Source organism: Streptosporangium sp. NPDC023615 (assembly GCF_040640155.1).
Taxonomy (GTDB): Bacteria; Actinomycetota; Actinomycetes; order Streptosporangiales; family Streptosporangiaceae; genus Streptosporangium.
On sequence record NZ_JBFABE010000096.1, the window covers coordinates 1 to 22,228 of the forward strand.

At 69.6% G+C, this 22,228-nt stretch carries 17 protein-coding genes and 1 pseudogene; 6 read left to right on the forward strand and 12 right to left on the reverse strand.

The genetic code is table 11. The annotated features are described in order from the left end of the window. The first annotated feature begins 599 nt into the window (after positions 1-599). Both AB0G16_RS36105 and AB0G16_RS36110 read left to right on the forward strand, forming a co-directional pair. Complete coding sequence (locus AB0G16_RS36105) at positions 600-3,830, forward strand: tetratricopeptide repeat protein (protein ID WP_362815155.1); 3,231 nt, start codon at positions 600-602, stop codon at positions 3,828-3,830. Positions 3,831-3,967: 137 nt separating this feature from the next. Further along, positions 3,968-4,345 (forward strand): VOC family protein, encoded by a 378-nt coding sequence (locus AB0G16_RS36110; protein WP_362815157.1) that lies wholly within the window; start codon positions 3,968-3,970, stop codon positions 4,343-4,345. Positions 4,346-4,477: 132 nt separating this feature from the next. Here AB0G16_RS36110 and AB0G16_RS36115 read toward each other — a convergent pair. The 5 genes and pseudogenes from AB0G16_RS36115 to AB0G16_RS36135 all read right to left on the reverse strand — a co-directional run. Then, positions 4,478-4,990 (reverse strand): annotated as a pseudogene (locus tag AB0G16_RS36115) (RICIN domain-containing protein); the annotation flags it as partial. A 274-nt stretch (positions 4,991-5,264) separates the two neighbouring features. After that, on the reverse strand, positions 5,265-6,935 hold the full coding sequence (locus AB0G16_RS36120) for a hypothetical protein (RefSeq protein ID WP_362815159.1): 1,671 nt from the start codon (positions 6,933-6,935) through the stop codon (positions 5,265-5,267). Between the two features lie 17 nt (positions 6,936-6,952). Further along, positions 6,953-7,759: a carbohydrate ABC transporter permease gene (locus tag AB0G16_RS36125; RefSeq protein ID WP_362815161.1), complete on the reverse strand. Its 807-nt coding sequence runs from the start codon at positions 7,757-7,759 to the stop codon at positions 6,953-6,955. After that, complete coding sequence (locus AB0G16_RS36130) at positions 7,756-8,697, reverse strand: sugar ABC transporter permease (protein WP_362815163.1); 942 nt, start codon at positions 8,695-8,697, stop codon at positions 7,756-7,758. Before AB0G16_RS36130 ends, AB0G16_RS36125 begins: the two co-directional genes overlap by 4 nt. A 29-nt stretch (positions 8,698-8,726) precedes the next feature. Then, positions 8,727-10,001 carry an extracellular solute-binding protein gene (locus AB0G16_RS36135; RefSeq protein ID WP_362815165.1) on the reverse strand — a complete coding sequence of 425 codons (1,275 nt, stop codon included), beginning with the start codon at positions 9,999-10,001 and terminating at the stop codon, positions 8,727-8,729. A 259-nt stretch (positions 10,002-10,260) separates the two neighbouring features. Here AB0G16_RS36135 and AB0G16_RS36140 point away from each other — a divergent pair, with 259 nt between their 5' ends. Continuing rightward, positions 10,261-10,980: a LacI family DNA-binding transcriptional regulator gene (locus AB0G16_RS36140; protein WP_362815187.1), complete on the forward strand. Its 720-nt coding sequence runs from the start codon at positions 10,261-10,263 to the stop codon at positions 10,978-10,980. A 267-nt stretch (positions 10,981-11,247) separates the two neighbouring features. Here the strand turns inward: AB0G16_RS36140 and AB0G16_RS36145 are convergent, their stop codons facing one another. Beyond that, a complete protein-coding gene (locus tag AB0G16_RS36145) occupies positions 11,248-11,727 on the reverse strand; it encodes an ATP-binding protein (RefSeq protein WP_362815167.1) in 480 nt (159 codons plus the stop codon). 379 nt (positions 11,728-12,106) lie between these two features. Here AB0G16_RS36145 and AB0G16_RS36150 point away from each other — a divergent pair, with 379 nt between their 5' ends. Together AB0G16_RS36150 and AB0G16_RS36155 are read left to right on the forward strand one after the other, a co-directional pair. After that, positions 12,107-12,958 (forward strand): helix-turn-helix transcriptional regulator, encoded by an 852-nt coding sequence (locus AB0G16_RS36150; protein ID WP_362815169.1) that lies wholly within the window; start codon positions 12,107-12,109, stop codon positions 12,956-12,958. 11 nt (positions 12,959-12,969) lie between these two features. Continuing rightward, entirely contained in the window at positions 12,970-13,173 is a 204-nt protein-coding gene (locus AB0G16_RS36155; RefSeq protein ID WP_362815171.1) for a DUF397 domain-containing protein, read from the forward strand. An 8-nt stretch (positions 13,174-13,181) separates the two neighbouring features. Here AB0G16_RS36155 and AB0G16_RS36160 read toward each other — a convergent pair whose 3' ends face one another. Together AB0G16_RS36160 and AB0G16_RS36165 are read right to left on the reverse strand one after the other, a co-directional pair. Beyond that, positions 13,182-14,387 (reverse strand): hypothetical protein, encoded by a 1,206-nt coding sequence (locus AB0G16_RS36160; RefSeq protein WP_362815173.1) that lies wholly within the window; start codon positions 14,385-14,387, stop codon positions 13,182-13,184. Next, complete coding sequence (locus AB0G16_RS36165) at positions 14,384-16,225, reverse strand: DUF4357 domain-containing protein (protein ID WP_362815175.1); 1,842 nt, start codon at positions 16,223-16,225, stop codon at positions 14,384-14,386. The genes AB0G16_RS36160 and AB0G16_RS36165 overlap by 4 nt, the downstream gene beginning before the upstream one ends. Positions 16,226-16,956: 731 nt before the next feature. On the opposite strand from AB0G16_RS36165, the gene AB0G16_RS36170 reads away from it, so the two are divergent. After that, entirely contained in the window at positions 16,957-19,629 is a 2,673-nt protein-coding gene (locus tag AB0G16_RS36170) for a LuxR C-terminal-related transcriptional regulator (protein WP_362815177.1), read from the forward strand. A gap of 113 nt (positions 19,630-19,742) precedes the next feature. On the opposite strand, the gene AB0G16_RS36175 is transcribed toward AB0G16_RS36170, so the two are convergent. From AB0G16_RS36175 to AB0G16_RS36190, 4 genes are all read right to left on the reverse strand, one after another. Next, positions 19,743-20,129: a hypothetical protein gene (locus AB0G16_RS36175; RefSeq protein ID WP_362815179.1), complete on the reverse strand. Its 387-nt coding sequence runs from the start codon at positions 20,127-20,129 to the stop codon at positions 19,743-19,745. Between the two features lie 38 nt (positions 20,130-20,167). After that, complete coding sequence (locus tag AB0G16_RS36180; RefSeq protein ID WP_362815181.1) at positions 20,168-20,872, reverse strand: hypothetical protein; 705 nt, start codon at positions 20,870-20,872, stop codon at positions 20,168-20,170. 141 nt (positions 20,873-21,013) lie between these two features. Further along, positions 21,014-21,907, reverse strand: coding sequence for a VWA-like domain-containing protein (locus AB0G16_RS36185; RefSeq protein ID WP_362815183.1), 894 nt, complete (start codon positions 21,905-21,907; stop codon positions 21,014-21,016). Positions 21,908-22,036: 129 nt separating this feature from the next. After that, on the reverse strand, positions 22,037-22,228 hold a 192-nt coding region (locus AB0G16_RS36190), incomplete at its 5' end, for a hypothetical protein (RefSeq protein ID WP_362815185.1).

A 22,228-nucleotide genomic window follows, 5' to 3' on the forward strand; every position in this document is an offset into this window, starting at 1 on the left:
ACAACAAAACCGTCGCCCCAGCCCTATCAGCCAACCCGATCCCACCTCCGACGAAGCCATCCACTTCTCGCACCTGCTCGGGGCCGGCCGGTACTCCGCCGACCGCCCCTCCCGCCCTGCCGGGATCCTCACGCTCCCAGATCGCACTCTCGGACTTGTCCTATCAGTTGTCTCGATCTTGTTCTGCGTGCCCCGTCCCGGCCGGGACGAGGCGGTGAACCATCACGCCGCGAGGCCGGCGTGCAGCGCGGGGGCACGTTCGTCCGCATGGCCGTCGGCGGCGCGCCGGGAACCCCGAACGCCCCCGGGACGCCGTGCGTCCCGATCCCGTGTCGCCGAACGCGCCGGGCAGTGCGGGACCGCGGCTCGGCCTCCCGAGCCGGAGCCCCTGCCGAGCGCTTGGAAGAGCACGCCCCTGGGATGTGCGGTGGTCTTCCAACGGCTGATCTTCCAGGTGAAGCGCAGGTGACCCGTCCTCGGAGATCTCAACCAGATCGGGCGCGGAAGAGATCAATTACTCTGGTCGTCAACGCGTAGCAACCGGTGTCCGCGTTCGGGTGGAGCTCCCGCGGACACATCGGCTTCAGAGGAGGACGACGTTGCGATTCCGCGTGCTGGGGCCGGTGGAGTTGTGGCGCGACGGACATCCGCTCACGGTCGTCGGCGAGAAACAACGGACGCTGCTGGCGGTTCTGGTCATGAACGCCGGGAGGACCGTCTCCCAGCATCAGCTGCTGACCGCGTTGTGGGGAACCGACCATCCGGCCTCGGCCCGGAAGCGCCTGCACAACTACGTGTGGTCGCTGCGCCGCCTGCTGAGCGACTTCGACGCCTTGCTGCGTATGCCCACCGGGTACTGTCTGCGGTTCCCCCCGGGCGATTCGGATCTGGAGGCGTTCCTCACCGCGACCTCGGAGGGCCGGCGGCTTCTGGCGGCAGGCGACATCCCACGGGCGGCGGAGCGTTTTCATCACGCGCTGGCGCTGTGGCGGGGCCCCGCCCTGACCGGCACCGCTGCCGAACTGCAGGCGACCGAGGGAACCGCGCTGGACGAGCAGCGCCTGGCCGTTCTGGTCGAGCGGATCTCAGCCGATCTGGCGTTGGGCCGCCACGCCGAGCTGATCGGTGAGTTGCGCCGGCTGGTGGCCGACCACCCCCTGCACGAACCGCTGCACGGGCAACTGATGCTCGCGCTGTACCGCGTCGGCAGGCAGTCCGAGACACTGACCGTCTTTCGCGATCTGCGCCGGGTCCTCAACACCGACCTGGGCACCGAGCCGGGTCCGGACCTTCAGCGGTTGCACCAGCGCGTCCTGGCGACCGATCCGGGACTCCACCTGACCGCGCCGGCCGTCACGTCGGAGGACGAGCGGACGGCAGCGCACACCACCGCCGACTCGGCGGCGCCTCCCGACGGTCCGCCCCCCGCCCCCGAGGGGGCCGGGGTGTGCCAGCTACCACGGGCCATCGGTGACTTCACCAGCCGGGACGACGAGATCGAGCGACTGGTGCGGGGGGCGGTCAAGGACACGGACTCGGCGGTGGTCATCGAGGCGATCGACGGAATGGCCGGCGTGGGCAAGACCGCGCTGGCCGTCCACGTGGCCCACCGGCTGGCCGACCTCTTCCCCGACGGACAGCTCTTCCTGGACCTGCACGGCCACACTCCCGGCAGGCGGCCGGTCCCCCCTCTCGAGGCCCTGCGTACCCTGCTGCGCGCGACGGGCACGGCGCGGGAGAAGATTCCCGACGACATCGAGGAGGCCGCCGCCCTGTGGCGATCGGCGGCGGCCGGCCGCCGGATGCTCGTCGTGCTGGACAACGCCGCCACCGCCGGCCAGGTGCGGCCGCTGCTCCTGGGCCGGCCGGGCAGTCACATCGTGATCACCAGCAGGCGGCGGCTGGCGGACCTGGACGACGTCACGGTGCTCTCCCTGGACGTGCTGTCGCGGGCCGAGGCCGTCGCCCTGTTCGTCCGGATCGTCGGCGCCGAGCGCGCCCACGCGGAACGACAGGCGATCGACGAGGTCGCCGATCTCTGCGGTCGCCTGCCGCTGGCACTGCGGATCGCCGCCGCCCGGCTGCTCCACCGTCCCGCCTGGACGGTGCGGGACCTGGCCGTCCGGTTGGGCGACCAGCGGCGCAGGCTGCGGGAGCTGCGCGCCGGTGACCACGATGTCGCCGCCGCCTTCACGGTGTCCTACGAGCAGTTGACCGCCGTCCAGCAACGGATGTTCCGGCTGCTCGGCCTCGTTCCGGGCGACGACTTCGACGCCCACGCGGCCGCGGCCCTCACCGGCTCGTCCCTGACGGAGGCCGAGAGCACGCTGGAGGAACTGCTGGACGCCCACCTCCTGCAGCAGCACACCGCCGACCGCTACGGCTTCCACGACCTGCTGCGCGACTACGCCCAGCAGACCTGCCGGGCCACCGAGTCCGAAGGCGAGCGCAACGCCGCCGCGGACCGCCTGCGCGCCTACTACCTGACCGCCGCGACCCTCGCCGTGCGGACCCTCGGCCAGGGCGGCTCTCATCAGCCCTTCTCCGAACCTTCGTCCTCGGCGGAACCGCCTGCCATCACCACCCGTGACCGGGCGGCCGCCTGGCTGGACGCCGAGCGCGGCAACCTCGTGGCCGCGGCCCTCACCGTTCACGACACCTGGGCCGTCGACATGTCCATGACCCTGTGGCAGTACCTCTACCACCATGCCCACTACAGCGAGGCGTTGACCCTCCACGGTCATGCCTCCGACATCGCCCGGCGGCTCGGCGACCAGAACGCGCGCATCCAGATGCTCATCAATCTCGGCATCATGTTCTGGAGGAAAGGGCAGTACGAGCAAGCCCTCCGGCACCACCGGCAAGCACTCGACCTCGCCTCCCAGGCCGGCGATCGTGTCATGCAGAGCCGCGCTTTGATCAATCTCGGCGTCACGTGTGCGGTGACGGGGGATTACGAGCGGTCGAACGGTTACCTGGAGCGAAGCCTCGCTTTGTCCCGTGAGACCGGGAACCGCCAACGAGAAGGCCGTAGCCTGTTGAACCTCGGTATCAACCACGAGCGGACGGGACGCTACCGCCTAGCCCTGCGTTACCAGGAACAGGCCCTGGCCTGCGGACGCGACATCGGTGACCAGGTGACCGAGAGCCGGGCGTTGGGCAGTCTCGGCTACACCTACGGCAGGCTGGGGTCGTACGAGCTCGCGGTGAGCCACTCCCTGCTGGCGCTCGCCGTCGCCCGCCGGATCGGTGACCGCGATTGGGAGGTCGACGTGCTGAACAACCTCGGGGTCGCCTACACGGGGTTGCGCCGCTACCAGGAGGCCCTGCCCTGCTACCAGCAGTCCCTCGCGCTCAGCCGTGAAACGGGGAGTCGCTCCAGCCAGGCCGAGACGTTGGGTGATTTCGGCAATTTCTATCTGCGGCTGGGCCGTTATCCGGAAGCTCTGGATCATCACCGGCAGGCCCTGGCCATGGTCGACGAAATAGGCGACCCCATCACCAAGGCCACCGTCCTCAACGGCATGGGGCAGGCCGCGTGCGCCACGGGCAAACCGGCCGAGGCTCTCGACCACCATCGCCAGGCCCTGACGCTGGCCGAAGGCATCGGTCACCTCTACGAGCAGGCCCGCGCCCACCGGGGCATGGGTGACGCCCTGCACCGGATGAGACACCCCGGGGCCACCGAGTCGTGGCAGCGGGCATTGAGCATCTTCACCGAGATCGGCGCTCCCGAAGAAGCGGGCGTGAGAGAAGCCCTCGCGGCCGAGAACGGCGTCGACGGCCTTCGAGGGCCTCGCCGGCCTCCGATCCCCGGCAACGCCCGATAGCGAACAGCGCGTACGTCCCCGATGACCCCCGCCCGTTCGTCGTGGTGCGGCCTTGTGGACCGAGCGGCGACCGGAGAGAGGGAACACGCCTCGGAGTGCGAGGCGAGTCGGTCCCGACGGCCACCTAGGATCCACCCATGATTGCCGATCTGCAGTGTGTGGTGCTGGACTGCTCCGCTCCGGCGGAACTCGCCGAGTTCTACCGTTCGGTGCTCGGTGGGATCGTCGACCAGCCGGATCGGCGATGGTCCCTCGACGAGGACTGGGCGACGTTGCACGCACCGTCCGGCCTGATCCTCGCCTTTCAGCGGGTGGCGGACCACAGGCCGCCGTCGTGGCCCGACCCGGCCCGGCCCCAGCAGTTCCATCTGGACTTCGGTGTCACGGACCTGGAGCGGGCCCAGGAGCAGGTGCTCGCCCGGGGAGCGACGGTGCTGGACGAGGGTTCCGGCGGGCGGAGCTGGCGGATCTACGCCGATCCGGCGGGACATCCGTTCTGCTTGATCCGGCAATGAGGCGGGGAGACGCCGAAGGCGGTCGGCGAGGAGGTCCTGGGCCGTCAACCGGGGATCGTTGGCGGCGTAGGTGACCTCGCGGAGGGTGAACTGCTGGTTCTGCGCCCCGTCGACGCAGGTCCACTGGTGGACGGGAGCGCCGTCTGCCGTCGACAGCGCGCTGACGTCGAGGCACTTGCCGCTCTGCCGATTGACCACAGTGTAGGTGTTCGCCGCTCCGGAGACCGGACGGAAGTTCCACATCTGCTGGTCGCCGCCCTCACAGGGGTACTGCCGCTGCTGGCCCAGTTGGCGCGCAGGCCGTCCGCGCCGGCCCGCTCCAGCCGGGCGATGTACCAGGAGCCGTCGCCCGGATTCTGCTCGTCGGGGTCGGCGTACGCGTTGATCTGGTACGGGCGGGGGTGCGGGATGCCGCGTGCGTCCAGCGTCGCGTTGGCCGCCGCGACGTCGGCCACCGGGTCGCCGGGCAGGGAGTGCCAGCTGATGATGTCCGGGACGACGTCGTTGGCGCGGATGAAGTCCAGGTAGGTGGTCCACCAGGCGTAGGTGACCGAGGGCACGCAGGCGCAGCTGGGACCGACGATCAGCTGGCCGGCGGGCGGACGGCGGCCTTCGGGATGGCGTGGTGAGGTGATGTTCACCCATGACTCCTTGGCGGTGGGGGGTGGCGAGACGCTCCGCTGGGCGGTGGTGGGGATGCCGGGATTCGCCGGGGGGCACACCGGGGACGACCGGGAGCGGGGGCGGGGCGGACCGCTCCAGCCGATCGGCAGTAAGTACTACAACTCCGCGAATCGATTCGACAAGATCGTAAGCGTTAAAACCGGAAGCTATCAGTCATATGCGTAGGTATTACAAGCCATTGATGGGCTTTAACCGAAACGGTTCGACATAGCACCGGGAGGTGCCCGAGACGGCGTCACGATCGCTGCCTGCGCCGCTCGTGGTCGGCGGCCAGGATGAGGTAGGCGCTGGCCGTCCAGGTGTAGGCGCGGTCGCGCAGCCCCTCGCCGGTGCGCGCGTCGAAGTTCTCCGCGAAGCCGGACCGCTCGCACAGCCGGCGGAAGCGGGCGCTGATCTCGTCGGCCAGGGCGATGTGGCCGGCCCGGCGCAGGCCGTCCTCGATGAGCACGGTCGACGGAGCCCAGACCGGCCCGCGCCAGTAACCGTCGTCGCGGTAGTGCTCGGAGGCGGGGTGCTCGGTGGCGGGCCCGAACGCGGTGAGGTGGGACTCGATGCGGGCGGCCAGGGCGGCGCGCACCGGTTCGGGCAGTTCACCGCCCAGCACGACGGGCATGAGGTCGAGCAGGCTGGAGGTGGACCAGGTGCGTCCCGAGCGGACGGCGCGCGCGACGAACCGGTCCCCCGTCCACAGCTCGGCCAGCAGCGCGTCCCGCATCCGGTCGGCGGCGCCGGACCAGTGCGCCGCCCTGCCGGGATCGGGGGCGAGACGGGCCAGCTCGCGCATCTGGAGCACGAGGAAGGCGGCCAGGTCGGCGGTCTCGACGACACGCTCGGGGTCGAAGGTGGTGGCGTTGTCCCAGCCGCTGTCGTTGCCGTGCTGGTAGTGCGGCAACTCGTGTCCCGGGGCGCGGCGGGCCGTCAACCAGAAGGTGGTCCAGCGCTCCAGCAGCTCGTAGGTCCCCCGCGGCACGTCCCCGGGCAGGCGGCCCAGGGCCCAGCCGTGGACGGGCGGCTTGACGAAGTTGTGGAGGACCTCCGAATGGGTGACGGAGTCGGGCAGCGCGCCGGCGTCGTCCTGGTGGTCGAAGGGCAGGTGGAACTGGTCCCAGGCCAGCTCGGGAAGGCCGTCCGCGAGGGCGATGGCGTTGAAGCAGTGGTCCCAGCTCCACACCTTGTCCATCCAGTGCTTCGACATCAGCACGGCCGGCCGGGTGACGAACCCGGCCGGGCGCACGGTGGCCGACCACAGCACGTAGGCGGCCAGTTCGGCGGCGGGCGTGTGGTCGCCGCGCCACGGTGCGACCGCGTCGGCGAACGCGTCGAACCCGGCACGGACGGCCTTCGACACCTGCTCGAAGGTGTCCGCGGCGGTGTAGGGGGCGCGGGCGGTCTCGTACTCCTCGATCGCGATCTCCCACTCGCCGTCCAGGGCCACGCCGCGTTCGGCGGTGCCGAGCGCCTGCACGCCGAGCGGCTCGGCGGCCCCCGCCAGCACTGTGATCCGGTAGCGGCGGCCGGTCTGGTAGACGGTGAGGACGAACGAGTCGTCGACGGGATCCCGGTAGAGGTACGGGCCGCTGAACGGCGTCAGGACGGGATCGGCCGCCAGCACGCGCAGCCCGAGGCCGCGGCCCTGGACGCGTACGGTGTCGGCGCCGTCGTAGGCGAGACGGATCCGCCCGTCGCCGGCGCTCCAGGTGAGCTCGTGCGGGGTGGCCGTGACGGCGGCCTCCGCGGTGGGGACCAGTCGCAGGATCGGGTGCATGCCGGTCTGGTGGGAGACCAGGTGCACGTCCTGGGCGTAGGTCTTCTCGGCCACCACGGGTGAGAAGCAGAACCAGGATCCGCGGTGGCTGAACGGGATCTCCCGCAGGGAGAACACCGGGCCGGAAACGGCGGTGGGCATGAGACGAGGGTCCCTTCTCAATCCTTGACGGCCCCGGCGGTGACGCCGGCGGCCACGTAGCGCTGAGCGATCACCAGCAGGACGGTGGCCGGGACGGAGGCGACCACGGCGGTGGCCATGATGGCGTTCCAGTCCTGGTTGTTGTTGCCGATGTAGTGGTAGATGCCCAGCGTGATGGGCTGGTGGTCGCCGCCCTGGTCGAGGGTGGAGGCGAAGACGAAGTCCGACCAGGCCCACAGGAACGCGAACAGCGACACCGTGACGATCGAGTTACGGGAGACCGGCAGGACGACCGAGACGAAGGTGCGGACCGCTCCGGCGCCGTCGACGCGGGCCGCCTGCAGCAGTTCCTCCGGGATGCCGGTCATGAACGTGGTCAGGACCAGCACGGCGAACGGCACGGCGAGGGTGGAGTCGGCCACGATCAGCCCGGGGACCGTGTTGAGCACGCCGGCGGACAGGAAGACGGCGTAGAAGCCCATCGCCATGATGATCCCGGGGATCATCTGCGCGATCAGCAGCACGAAGCTCAGCACGCCACCGCCGCGCGGGCGCAGCCAGGCCAGCGAGTACGCGGCCGGTGCCGCGAGCAGCAGGGTCAGCACCACGGTGCCGAGCCCGACGATCAGGCTGGTGCCGAGGTAGGGAAGCTGCTGGTCGAGCACGGCCCGGTAGCCGTCCAGGGTGCCGTCGACCGGGAAGAGGTCCGGCGGGCTCTTGCGCATGGCGCCGTCGCGGGTGAACGACACATTGATCATCCAGTAGACCGGGAACAGCATCACGGCCGTCAGCGCCAGCCCGACCACGGTTCTGAGGTGTCTCATGTCAGGGCCTGCCGTCGCTGCACGCGGATGTGGACCAGGCCGAAGACGAGGGCCGTCACGATCAGCAGGTTGCCCACCGCGGCACCGGCTCCGAAGGAGGGCACCAGATTGCCGAAGCCCAGCCGGTAGGACCAGGTGGCGAACGTGGTGGACGCTCCGCTCGGGCCGCCCTTGGTCATGATCCAGATGATGTCGAACACCTTCAGGGTGTAGACCAGGCCGAGCAGGACGGTGATCGCCGACACCGGCCGCAGCAGGGGGAAGGTCACCTTCCAGAACCGCTGCCAGGCGTTCGCCCCGTCCAGCGCGGCGGCCTCGTGGACGGCTGCGGGGATCGCCCGCAGACCCGAGTAGAGCACGACGAGGTTGAACGGGACGCCGATCCAGACGTTGGCGATGACGACCGACCACAGTGCCCAGTCCGGCGAGGTCAGCCAGTTCACCGGCCCGACGCCCATCCAGCTCAGAGCGGCGTTGACCACGCCTGAGTCACTGTTGAGCATCCACGACCAGGTCGAGGCGGACACGATCAGCGGCAGCAGCCACGGCACCAGGAACAGTGCCCGCAGCGTGGCCGACAGCCGGAAGTTCTTCGCGAAGAACAGCGCCAGCGCCAGCCCGATCGTGAACTGGAAGGCCAGGGACACCAGCGTGAAGACCACGGTGTGCCACAGCGCCGGCACGAAGGTGGCGTCGGCGAACACCTTGGCGTAGTTGCCGAGCCCGGCGAAGGGGGCGTCGCCCCGCACGAAGGAGCGCACGGTGTAGTCATGCAGGCTCAGCTCGACGTTGCGGTAGAGCGGGTAGGCGTAGAAGATCATCAGGTAGAGGACGACGGGGGCCAGGAACGCCCACGCCGTCCACTGACCCGACCGGCCGCGTACCTCCCGGTGGCCCTTCGAGGCCGTCCGGGCGGAACGCGCCGATGTCCGCGTCACCGATGTCCTCGTCACTCGGCTCATGCCGGCTATCGGATCGCGCTCGCCGCCGCGGACTGGGCCGCGGTCATCGCCTCCTGGGGCGACGTCGACCCGCTCAGCGCCGCCTGCACGGCGCCCCACATCGGCTCGGAGATCTTCGGGTACTTGGTGCCCAGGTCGTCACCGGTGCGGCCCTTGGCGGCCTTGACCGCCTCCACCCACACCTTCAGCTCCGGGTTCCGCTCGACCTGCTCGGCCTGCACCTGCTCCGTCGGAGCGACGTAGGACAGGGCGGTGGTCGTGGCGAGTGAGTTCTCACCGCTGGACAGGCAGGTCACCAGCTTCTGGGAGGTGGTGTAGCGACCGGCGTCGGACTGCACGGGCACGCTGACGAACTCGCCCCCGGTCGGGGCGGGCGCGGTGCCGCCGTCCTTGCCGGGAATCGGGATGACGCCGTACGCGAAGCCGGTCTTCCCGGCGTTCGCCAGCTGCCAGGTGCCGTTCTCGGCGAAGGCGTAGTCGCCGCTCGCGAACTCCTGCCAGCTGGTGGTCTGGGTGTTGTTGATGACGGAGTTGGGGGCGTGGCCCTTCTTCAGCCAGTCGCTCCACAGCGCCACGGCCGAGACGCCCTCGGGCGAGTCGAGCCTGGTCAGGTTCCCGCCGGCTCCCCAGAACCAGGGCAGGAACTGGAAGCTGCCCTCCTCGGTGGCTATCGCCGAGAACGTGATGCCCTTCTTGCCGGCGGCCTTGACCTTCTCCAGGGCCGCGGTCAGGGACGCCCAGTCCTTCACCGTGGCGATGTCCACCCCGGCCTTCTTCAGGACGTCCTTGTTGTAGTAGAGCGCGAGCGTGTTGGCGCCGATCGGGACGCCGTAGGTCTTGCCGCCGCTCTGCCCGGCCGACAGCAGGTTCGGCGCGATCGCCGACACGTCGAGCCTGTTGTCCTCGGTCGTCGTCAGCACGCCGGCCTCGGCCAGGGTCGAGACCACCGGGTTGTCCACGATGAGCACGTCCGGGGAGTTGCCCTGCTGAGCGGCCAGCAGTGCTTTGTTGGTCAGGTCGCCGGTGTCGTAGCCGGTGCGCTCCACCTTCACGCCCGCCTGGGTGCCGCATGTCTCCAGCAGTCTCACCCACGGGGAGCTCCCGTCGTACTGCGGGTAGGGGTCCCAGATCGTGTAGGTCCCGCCTCCCGCCGCCGGGCTCGCGCCGCTCGTGCTCCCGTCACCGCTGCCGGACGACGAGCAGGCCACCAGCCCGCCCGCGGCGGCCAGGACCGCCAGGCCCGCGCCGGCGACACGCCGGCTCGCTGCCGCTGAACTCATTGATCTACCTCCGCTGAGGGGGTGGTGCGACGGTCCCCGATCCGGTCGAACCGATTCTGCGAATCGGTTCGACAGAACATAGGCCTGTCCCGCCTGGGACGTCAATGGACGTACGGCACACTCTTCGAAGAAGTCGTGCGGGCTGCGCGCGCCGACACATCCTCGTCGCGGGGATCCGGCAGTCGGCGATATACGAACCGATTCGATTCACGATGATCGTCATCAGCGGATCGAAGGAACTCGGGGGAACATCGGGGAGATCGCCCAGCGGGCCGGCGGGTCACGCAGCACCGTCTCCTACGCGCTCAGCGGCAGGCGCCCGGTGTCGCCGGGGACCGAGCGGCGCGTCCAGGCGGTCATCGGCGAACTCGGCCACCGGCCCGACACCGCCGCCCGGGCCTTGAAGGAGGGCCGGACCCGCACCATCGGGCTGGTCATCCCGCCCGCCAGCCGACGCCCGACCGGCATGCGGCTCGACTTCGTGGCCAGCGTGGTGGACGCCGCCGCCCGCGCCGACCTGGATGTCCTGCTCTCGCCGTCCGCCGGCGAGCACGACCGGTCGTTCGAGCGCGTCGTCACCGGCCGGCGGGTGGACGGCGTCATCCTCATTGAGATCCGGCTCGAGGGCGAACGCGTCGCCCGCCTGCGGCACAGCGGCCTGCCGTTCGCCGGCATCGGCCGCACCGGCCACCCCGAGGAGATGTCCTGGGTGGACATCGACTACGAGACGCTGATCGCCAGATGCGTCGAGCACCTGGCCGACCTCGGCCACAGGGAGGTCGCCCTGGTCGACCGCAACGCCGAACTGGTCACCGCCGGATACGGGCCCGGTCAGCGCGCCCAGAGCGGCTTCGCCGGCGCCGTGGCCTCACGCGGCCTGGAAGGCGTGCAGGTCTGCTGCGCCGACGGCCCCCAGGCCGGGCAGGCCCGCGTCGAACAGCCCCTGGCCGCCCGGCCCGGCCTGACGGCCATCGCCTGAACGGCCCTCCCGTCGTGAGCGACGGTTCCGGCGGGGATGGCATCACGGGCTCGTGATCGCCCGGTGGGCACGACGGATCGCACAACACGTCGACCCAGACATCGGTGACCGGCGCGGTGATCCGCTCGACGACCTCGACCGGGATCGCGTCGTCCACGAGGTCGGCCCAGATCACGCGCACGGCGGCGGCCAGCGTAACGATACAGGTGCCGCAATGCACACAGACGCGCACGTCGTCCGGCATGTCCAGGACGGACAGCGGGCCGCTCACCGGGACCCCGGTTCCACGCAGACGAACCAGACGGTCTTGCCGTGCGGCGCGGGCTCGACGCCCCAGCGGTCGGCGTAGGCCGCGACGATCGTCAACCCGCGACCGCGCTCCGAGTCGGGATCCGGGTCCGGGGTCGGGTCCAGATCCGGGTCCGAGTCCGGGTCCGGGTCCGCCGGGAGCGGGCTCGGCCACGCAACGCCGTGGTCGGCGACCTCCCCGCACACGATCCGCCCGTGCCGGTGCAGCGAGAGCGTGATCGGGGCCTTCCCGTGCACCACCGCGTTGCTCACCAGCTCGGACACGACCATGGTCACCTCCTCCGCCACGGCGGAGATGCCCCAGGCGATGAGGGCTTCCCGCGCCAACCGGCGCGCGGCGCCGACCACTTCGGGATCGGCGGGCAGATCCCGGTACGCCTCCCGGGTGTTCTTGTCGTCTCTTACAGGGGGTGGAGGGATGAAGCTAGGGTTCTTCATAGGTCAGAAGGCTCCGAGTTCTGATTCAGTCCTCGGGCTGGTGGTTGCGTCACCATGCCCGAGGACGCCAACGCTCGTGTCGTCACTGCTACTTGCCGACTAATCGTCAGGCGGGTGCAAGCATGTCAATTAGCGACACATGCAGCGAAAGCGAAGATTTGACGCTTTTTCTGGTTACTCGCTTACCAGATAAACCAGCTTAAAACTCCCCAAGCTGCCCATCGCATCAACCTTCAACGCCGTAACACCCACTCTCCGTCACCGGAAAGGCTAGCCTCATGATGGCCTCGAATACCTCGGAACGGCAATACTCAAAATCAACAAAGCCCAGTAAGCACTATGTACCAATTGCCGTAAAAAGCAAGGGAGAAGATGAAACATGGCATACAGCCCAACAGTTAGACGAAGGCGTCTTTCCAATGCCTTGCGTCAGTTCCGCGAATCCGCCGGCCTCGACTCCAAGGAGGCCGCACGGCGGCTTGGGTGGCAACCCAGCAAAGTGACCCGGATAGAACGGGACGAGTGGCGGCGCCCGACCATCAACGATGTCATGGACCTGCTCGACGTCTACGGCGTGACGGACGAAGCCAGACGGCAGGCCATCATCACGCTGGCACGAGAGAGCCGTCGACGTGGATGGTGGGAGGAGGAGTTCAAGGACATCCTGGGTGGGGCACTCGTCGGCCTGGAATGGGAGGCCTCGGAGATCCAGACCTTCGAGACGACACTGATTCCCGGCCTGCTTCAAACCGCCGACTACGCCATGGCGGTTTTCAAAGGCGGCCAGGTGATGGGAACCGGCGACAACGAACGTCTGACCGAGGCACGCCTGGCTCGTCAACGACTCCTGGACCGCGAGGATCCACCGACCTTCTGGGCGGTGATCGACGAGGCCGCACTCCGCAAGCAGGTCGGCGGCATCGCCGTCATGCGCGACCAACTCCACAATCTATGCCGGGTAGCCGAACGCGGGAACATCGGCATCCAGGTGCTCCCGGATGCGGTCGGTGCGCACACCTCCATGACCGGCGGGTTCACGATTCTCGACTACCAAACCTCTGAGGATCCGAGCATCGTCTATGTGGAGGTCGGCGCAGCCGGTGATCTCTTTCTGGAGAAGCCGGAGGATGTGGCGCACTACCGGAAAAGCTACGGCTACCTCCGCGCATCCGCGCTGAGCGCGGACGCGTCAGTGACGTATATTGAAAATCTTGCCAAAAGCCTTAAGTGAGGGAGAAAGTCATGGAGCATAGCCAGCCCGATCTCACCTGGCGCAAAGCCTCCCTCAGCTCGGCAGAGGGACAGAACTGCGTCGAGGTCGCGGCACTCCCCGGCGGCGACCAGGCCGTACGAGACTCCAAGAACCCCACCGGCCCCGTCCTGAGATTCACCCCGGGTCAGTGGAACACCTTCATCGGCGGCGTCAAGGACGGCGAGTTCGACTAGCGAGACCGCTACGCGGGTGCGACCACGAGGAGTCTCCGAGCCAGAACTTCCACCTCGGCGAGCAGCCCGGCCGGCGGCTGGTCGAGTTCGAGCGCATGCTGGTGGATGGTGATGCGGGCATGCCGGACGCGGTGAGACGCGTGCGGGGCGTTTCCCTTGGCGTAGACGAGGTGCCCTTCCGACAGGCCGAGCGCCGTGCAGTAGGCGAGCATCTGGTAGAGGTCTGCGTCCGGGAAACCCTCGGGCTTCTCCGCCTTGTACTTGGCGTCGGCCACGGCGAGCGGCCTGTTGTCGTCGGCGTACCAGACGAAGTCGGGAATCATCCGGATCGCCTGATGTTCATCGAGGTGATGAGTGGCCTGGAGCATGCAGTGGCCACCGCTGTCGGCAAGCGCTTCGCGGAGGGCGACGGTGACGAAGTCCTCGAAGACCCTGGGCATGTCGAAGAGGAAGCCGTTCACGGTGACGTCACCGGGCCTGTGCTCGACGGAGGCCCCCCGCAGGACGAGCTCGGCCAGCCGCAGGGCGTTCCGGTAGCGGGCGTTGAGCCGGGTGGGCCGCCACCCGGGCAGCTCCTGACCGCGTCCGAGCAGGGTGACGTCGGCCAGCCGGACGCGGAGTCGCAGCAGCCTGCCGCGTACGTCGGCGGGAATGCCGCCGGGCAGTCGACAGAGTCGTTCGCAGGCGGCCCGCAGGATCTGGTTCTCGGCGATGTCGGAGGTGTACTCGTCGTGGGCGATCTCCAGCGGGATGAGCCTGCCGTGATGCCTGCGGATCTGCTCCGCCTCGCGGATACGGCCCCGTACGACGAGGGAGGTCTCCTCGGTGTTGCGGTAACCCTGGAGCAGTCCCTGACGCAGGGCCTTCTCCGCCTGCCGCTCGAAGAGACGGGCGAGAGCGGGCAGCAGCTCCGGCTCCTCCTCCAGTTGCACCTCCTCGTTCCGCCATCCCTTGGCGCCGGGGCTGTAGCCGAGGAGAAAGAGGAGCCTGGCGATGGGCACCTTGGGCGCGATCCGCACGGTGACCGTCTCACCGCCCGGCACGGCGATCGTGGCCACACCGACCTTGCCCCCGGCCCTCACCCGCCACCGCCCTTGGCCGTACGGGTCGGGAGCGGCCTCGACCAGGCGTGAGGTCGCGAGTGCCCGGCCGGCCGCGTCGTCGAGCGGGGCCGAGACTCCCGCGCCGTATTCGGTGAGCTCGATGACCGTCACGACGGGCCGAGCCCACCGGTCCCCGTGGGGGACGCGACGGCCGCGCGCAGCGAGCTCAGTCCGTAGCGCTGCTCGATGTTCACGCCTTCCCCGTAGTGGTGCTCCTCCAGGAGCGGCAGGATTTTTGTCCGCCAGGTGCGTTCAAGCCCGCCCTCGCGGTAGACGCCCTTCTTCATCAGGTACGAGGGCCCCACCCTGAAGTCCGGGTCGGCGATGCGAGAGTTGAGCGCGTCGAGGAGGTCGGCGGGCTCGGTGTCCCGTTCCTCGCGCGCGAGCCATCGGCGGAGCAGCCCGCTGGTCGGCTCGGTCCGCGGTGAGAGCTCGACGAAGGCGAAGCGGCGGCGCATGGCGGCGTCCACGAGCGCGATGGAACGATCGGCGGTGTTCATCGTGCCGATGACGAACAGGTTCGGCGGCAGCGGGAAATCATCACCCGAGTAGGTGAGTCGTACCGACTGATTGCGGTATTCCAGCAGGAAGTACAGCTCGCCGAAGACCCTTGCCAGATTGGCCCGGTTGATCTCATCGATGAGGAGAAAGTGTGGGACATGCCGGTTACCCTCACGGGAGGCAAGGTCGGCAAGTTCGCGGAGCGGACCGGCGGTGAGCCGGAAGGCGACCTCCCGGGTCTCTGGATCCTCCTGGGGCCGGAAGCCCTCGAAGAAATCTTCATAGGCGTACGAAGGGTGAAACTGCACCAGCTTGATCTGTTCGGGTCCGCCACCGAAGAACTCGGCCAGTTCGAGCGCCAGGTAGGTCTTGCCGGTGCCGGGCGGCCCATAAAAGATCAGCTGCCGTTCGTCGGACAGCAGATTGCGTATCTCGCGCAGCCACTCCACGTCATTCACCAGAAGCTTGGTCGCAAGCTCTTCGGTCGGTTCGGGAAGTTCCACCTCTCGCCGGGCGGCGAGCACGGCGAGCTCCATACTCGGATCATCCCCGACGTTCCGTGCCTCGTCGGCCAATTCCTCATCACTCCGCCCGAGCCCGGCTACCAGGGCCTGGACCGAGGTGATATCAACGACATCACGCTGAATGGAAAGCTTCTGCCGAAGCTCTTCGGGCAATTCATCGTACGGGTATCCGATGCTCTGCCACTCCACCGGGCGCCGCAGGTTCGACCGTCCTCCCTCGGAAACGACCTGCTCGACCTTGCCGGTGATCTCCCCGACGTACAGCAGGCCGTTGGAGGTCGTGCAGACGGTGTCCCCAAGTTTCATGCGGGACAGGAAGAAATGAAAGTCGTCGACCAGCCGGCTTCGCTGGGTGTAAACGACAGCAGACTCGTAGTCCTCCTCCACAAGGCTGCGTAACCGATTCTTGCTCATTCCCGGCTCGACACCCCCGCGTAGTCGTTCCGCCGCGAGGCTGACCCACCCCTTGGAAAGCCAAAGACCCTTGACTATATCGAGCCCGGCCATGTGAGGCCCCCGGACCAACCAGGTACGGCTGGACCCCCACCCCGCCTGGTCGACAAAGTCGCCGAGCGGGTGCCCACTGTCGCTCTTCCAGTCTTTCCACCCGCTGGAATTACGACCGAGCACGATCGCGGCGGCGGCCGAGGGTGAGCCGCAAGGGATGTCTCCTGCCGCCTCCAAGTAACCCGGCAAAGCTGCAGATTTCACGATCAGACCATCGTCGATCAGTTCCTGGCGGAATCTATGCGCGGAAACGGCTCGCTTCTCAAACGATGGCACAACATCCTGCCGGATCGGCGACCCGGCCTGCACCACGAACTTCTGGCTGCCGTTGGCCCCCTTCTCGTCCAATAACCGGCCTCGTGCGACGGGGCCACCGTCGGGCAGACGGAGTTGAAACTCAGGGTGGGTATTGGACATCAGGCCCTCTCGATGTTGGCATAACCGGTAGTCGGGGCCATACGGTCATCGCCTGGCGTGAGAACGGCGATCCCCTCGATTCAAGCCCCCGGGTTCGACGTCACCGCCGGGGTTCGTGCGGGACGATCACGTCACTTCCCCATCCGTCTTGTTCCGCAGGCGGGGCAGCGAACGCACCAGTCCTCCCATCCGTTCCTGGACGCCACACACCCCTCCTGTCCGGTTCCCGGGCACACTTCCGAGGTTGGAACCTCCTCGGATACTTCGAGATCGATATTAGGGACTGCTTCGGATGCTTCGCTCTGATAATGAGTGCCCTCTTCAGGCCTCGGAACGTCGTGGTGGCCAACTACCTGGGGCGGTGGGGGCCCTGACCCGGGGCTGAGGTGTGGTTCCCGCCGTCGATGAGGGGGACAGTGAGGCTCACGCCGGACTTGACCATGCGGTCGTGGGTTCGTCGTCGCCGTGCCGACGGGGCTGAGCGGTTGGGACACCGGGCTCACCGGCAACGGTGTGACCCGTCATCGTTTCGGCGCGAGGCTCACCGCCGGTGTGGTGTTGATCGATGCCCGGCACTCGCGTCACTAGAATAATTCACGACTTTTCGGCATTTTTCTTACTTTCCTCTCCCCTGTCATTGAATGTCGACGGACAATCATGAGACGTCTCCGGCCCCGCCGACGCGGCCGCGTACGACACGCTCGACCGTCCGATGAAAGGAGAGACTCGCGGTGGCGACGGCAGAGGTGGTGCCGAGACGATGGTCCCTCGTAGGGCGCGACGCGGAGCTGAAGGCGTTCGAGGCGGTCCTCGACGAAACCGGCTACAGCGGTTTCCTCATCTTCGGTGAGCCCGGCGTCGGCAAGACACGACTGGCGGAGGAGTGCCTCGCCGTCGCGAGCCTGCGGGGGCATGCCGTGGGCCGCGCCGCCGCGACCGGCGCGGCGGCCGGGATCCCTCTCGGGGCGATAGCCCATCTGCTGCCGGACGGCGTGGATCTGTCTGATCCCGTCGTGGGCTTCGCGACGGCGGTCCGGCTCATGTCACGGGCCTACACCGCGACGGCCCGCCTCGTGCTGCTCGTCGACGACCTGCACCTGCTCGACTCCGCCTCGGCGATGCTGCTGCGCCAGCTCATGGAGACCGGATCCGTCCTCCTGGTGGGCACGGTGCACTCGGACTCCTCGTCCGGGGAGAACGTCGTGACGCTCGGGCGGGGCGACGCCGTCCATCACGCCGACCTCGCACCGCTGACGTGGCGGAAGGTGAACGAGCTGCTCCGGGGCGCCCTGGCCGGGCACGTCCACCGCGAGACCGTCGACCGGCTGCACGCCGCGAGCGGGGGGAACCCGCTCTACCTGGGCGAACTGGTGCGCGGCGCGCTGACGGAAGGCAGGCTGGTGAACGACGGGGAAATCTGGCGGCTGGCGGACGCCGAATCCCTTCCGGTCACCCGCCGCCTCACGGACCTGATCCGCCACCGGCTCGCGACGGTGGCCCCGCGTGCTCGCCGCGTGCTCGACGTCCTCGCGCTGTGCGGCCCGGTGTCCGTCGCCGACCTGGAACACGAGCCCGGCACCGACGTCCTGGACGAGCTGGAGCGGGCCGGGCTCGTCACCGTCGTACGGGAGGGACGGCGTGCGTACGTCCGCCTGGCGCATCCCCTCTACGCGGAGGTGCTGCCCTCGGACATCACCGAGCCGCGTCGCCGGGAGATCCTGCGTGAGCGGGCGGACAGGCTGGAACGGACCGGCTCGCGCCGCCGGGAGGACGCCATGCTTCTGGCCTCCTACCGGCTCGCCGGCACCGGCACCGCCGATCCGGCCCTCCTCCTGCAGGCCGCCCGGCTCGCCGCGTACGGCGGTGACCACACCCGCGCGCTCGTCTTCCTCCGGGCGATTCCCGAGGAGGACCTGACCTTCACGGCGCTGCTCCTGCTCGGCCGTACGCTGTCGGAGGCGGGCCGGCCGCAGGAGGCCGAGGACATGCTGCGCGGGGCGGACGCGGCGGCCACCACGGAGAAGCGCGCCCTCGCGGTGGCGCTGGCGCGCACGCACAACCTCATGTGGCGCCGCGGCGCCGCCCGCGAGGAGGCCGTCGCCGCGAACGACGCCGCGCGCGACCGCGTCACGAGCCCCGCGGCCCTGTGGGCGCTGCGGGTGAACGAGGCCAACATCCTCTCCAACCTCGGTCACCACGCCGAGAGCCTCCGCCTGCTCGACGGGATGCCGAACGAGGAACCGCCGGCGGGTGACGTCGCCGGCGCGGCGGCGTGGACGGCCGCGGCCGCGACGAGGGCCAGTGCGCTGTGCTTCCTGGGGCGCGGCGAGGAGGCGGTGCGCTGGGCCGAGCGGGCCGTGGCCCTGAGCGAGAGGGCGAGGGACGGGAGCAGGGCCCAGACCCCGCAGGAGGCGGCCGCGCGGTCCGCCCTCGTCCTGGCCCTGACCGAGAGCGGACGCCTGGAGGAGGCCCGCGTCACCGGCGAGCACGCCTACACCGATCCGACCGGGGCGCCGACCGGGTGGCAGCGCACGCTCCTGGTCTTCCCGCTCGCCCGCAACGCCTGGCTGGCCGGCCGCCCGGCCTCGGCGCGCCGCTGGTACGCGGAGATCGCGCACGACACCCGCCCCCAGGGAGTGATCATCCGTCCGCTCGCCCTCGCCGGGCTCGCGGCGGCCGCCGCGCTGCAGGGCGACGTGCGCGCGGCGGAGGCCGCCCTCGCCGAGTACACCGGCCTCGCGGCGCCGGTGCACGTGCCCGAGGAACGGCTCGGAGAGGCGTGGACGCACGTGGCGCGGGGAGAACAGGACAGGGCCAGGACGGTGCTCCAGGCGGCGGCGGCCGAGGCCCGCGAGCGGGGCCAGTTCTCCTCCGAGACCGTGTTCCTGACGGACCTCGCGCGGCTCGGGGGCGCCGCCGAGGCGGCGGGCCGCCTGGCGGAGCTCGCGAGCACCGGAGGGCCCTTCACGGTCGCCCGCGCACGGCTGGCGGCCGCGCTGGCCTCGGGCGACCCGGACGGCCTGTCGGCGGTGGCCGGGGACTTCGACCGGATGGGGGCGAGCCTGCTCGCGGCGGAGGCGGCCGGCGCGGCGGCGGAGCTGTGGCGCCGCTCCGGGGACCCCCGGCGGGCCTCCGCCGCCGCGACGCGGTCGGCCGCGAGCGCCGCCCTGTGCGAGGGCGCGCGGACACCCGTGCTGCGGACGGCGGGCGCGGCCGTACCGCTCACGGCCAGGGAGAGGGAGATCGCGATCCTTGCCGCCGACGGAACGGCCAGCAAGGACATCGCGGCCAAGCTGACGATCTCCGTCAGGACGGTGGACAACCACCTCCAACGTGTCTACGCGAAGCTGGGCGTCTCGACCCGCCGGGAACTGGTCGACCGTCTCGGCGGCACGAGCGCGTGATCCGGCGACCGGCCCCGTCTGCCGCGGACACGGTCCCGCCGGCCGCGAGCACGGTCTCACCGGGTCCCGCCCTCTCCGGTCGCGGGGCGGGACCCAAGTGGTGCCGACGCGCGTCAGACCTCCTCGAGCCAGTAGTCGGAGACCCCGAACAGGCAGCCGGGCTCATTCTTCGAGGGGCTCGTGAAGCTCGCCCGGCGCCCCTCGACGATCGTCTTCGTCTCGCTCCGGTAGGTGAACCCCCACGAGCAACTGGTCACGAGCCTGACCCGCGCGCTCATGACGTAGGGCTTGGTGTGGCATTCGTTCGCGAAGGCGCGGTAGCCGGTGGAGGCGTAGCTGTCGTCGTAGGTTCCGGTCGCCCAGTACGGGCAGGCCGCGTGCGCCGTCTCCAGGTACTTGTACGCGCCGGCGGCGGCCGGAGACGACGGTCCCAGGACGGCGAGCACGGCGATGGCCGCGGCGCCGGCCGTTGTCATCGCTTTCTTGGCGACATTCTTCATGGCGTTTCCCTGTCCTGTCCGATTCACGACGGTCGTTCTCACAGCGCGGACGCGAACGCCACCGCGACGTTGTCCCGGCCGATGGTCAGCTTGCTCTGCGGCAGGTTGCTGGCGTAGCAGGAGAACTGGGCGAAGCAGAGGTTGACCGAGCGCGCCATGTGGGAGAAGAAGGGCGAGCCGACCCCGGTGGCGTTGGTCCCGATCACCCCGCCCACGGGGGCGTTGACCACGTCGGTGGCCAGGCCCTGCGGGTAGACGACGGCGCTCTTGTCGGTGAAGTAGTCGCCCCGGTTGTACGGGCGCACGCTGATGACGCGGCTCGCCTCTCGGCCCGGGGTCTGGTTCGCCGTGCAGTAGGAGAAGGCGTGGTGCCAGGTGTAGATGGTGGTGCCCACCCAGGACGTGAGTGTCAGCGGGACGTCGATGTTCGTGCACACCTGGTTGTACGACAGCAGCGCGGCGCGCGAGGCGGAGGAGTCCCGGTCGCCGGACCGCTGGGGCGGGTCGGCCCTGGTGACGACCGGATCACCCACCTTCACCGACACCGGCACCGTACGGGCCAGCTGCGGGTCGTTCTTGATGATCTCGAGGTCCGCGGCGGTGGCCTTGCCCGACACGGCATGCCGAACGGCGGTCCTGATCTCGTCCTCGGAAGGACCGTCGGCGGCGTTCGCCGGGCCTCCGGCGGCCATGACCGCCGCGGCCGCGACGGCGAGTCCCGCGGAGACGGTGCGGAGCTTCATTCTCGTCATCCCCTTTGAAATGGATTCTTTCGACACGGGAAACTCTGGCAGTCGCGGAATTCGGGGAGGAGAGTAATGACTACTCATTCTCGGGCGGGCGATTCCTCATGCTCATCACGACCGGCGGGCCGGCCGGTACGGTCAGCCGATGGCGACCACCCGCGCCCATTCGGGCGGTGCGTCCGGTACGTGGTCGGGGTCGTCCTCGTCCCCCGTGCCGGATGAGCCGGCGCGGGGGAACAGGCCCATCACCGTCCGGCACGGTGGCCGCGCGTCCGGCCAGGGGGTCTGGCCGTCGGTCAGGACCACGACGACGTCCGGCCGCGGTCTCGCCCGCAGTGCCGCGGCGAAGCCCGTACGCAGGTCCGTTCCGCCACCGCCCACCAGTGCGATTCCCCCGGCGTGGCACAGTCCGTGCACGGCCTGTGCCGCCGCGTCGCACGACAGCACCCCGACCAGGTCGCGCCGGCCGCCCACGGCCCGGACGATCGCGGCGACCTCGAGGAGCGCGCTGCCCAGTTCGGCGTCGCTGACCGATCCCGAGGTGTCGACGACCACCGAGACCCGGGGCGGGGCGTTCCCCGGGCGGGCGTTGATGCCCTGCGCCACCCGGAACCGGACCGCGTCCCGTGCCTGCGGGCTGAGCCCGTTCGCGCCGTCCGGCCCGAGCTCCCACTCCCGCTCCAGCCCGTCGGCGCCGCTGCCGCAGTCCAGCCAGACCATGCTCTGCGTGTACGGCCCGAGCCGGAAACGGCGCAGGTAGCCCTCCATGAACTCCCCCTCGGGCAACCCGAGGGCCCGCGGTTCGACGGCGCCCTCGGGGCGGACCAGGCCGTCCCCGTACACGTCGTCGTTGATCTCGAAGTCCGCGGCGATGTTCATCCGCAGCCGCTCCCCCGGCCCGGTCGGTCCCCGCTCCGCCGCGACCCGGTCGCCACGCCCGTGATGGTCGCGCAGCAGGTGGGAGACCTCGTGGACCCACACCCCCAGCCGCGCGGCGCAGGTCGAGATCGACGTCGACGTGTGCCGCGACACACGCTCCCGCCCAGTCGCCGGTGACACGGCGGGCGGTCGCGGACTGGATCATGGAAGGCGGCACGGCGAACCCGCGCACGTGCAGCCAGAGCGAAAGCCGGGAGTCCTCGTTCACGGTCAAGGGGCGCATCAGCACTCACCTTGCTGGAACGGGACCCCCAATCTGCTGAGGTGGATGTTCATCGCGATCAGCGTACGGCTTCCCTCGCCGGATCCGCCACGCACGGCGCGCAGGCTCTGTCGGACCGGGTCGCCCTCGACCACATCGGTGTCGTCGTCTTTTCGCTCAGTCCTCGGTCGTCGTCGCCCGGTGTTCGAGTT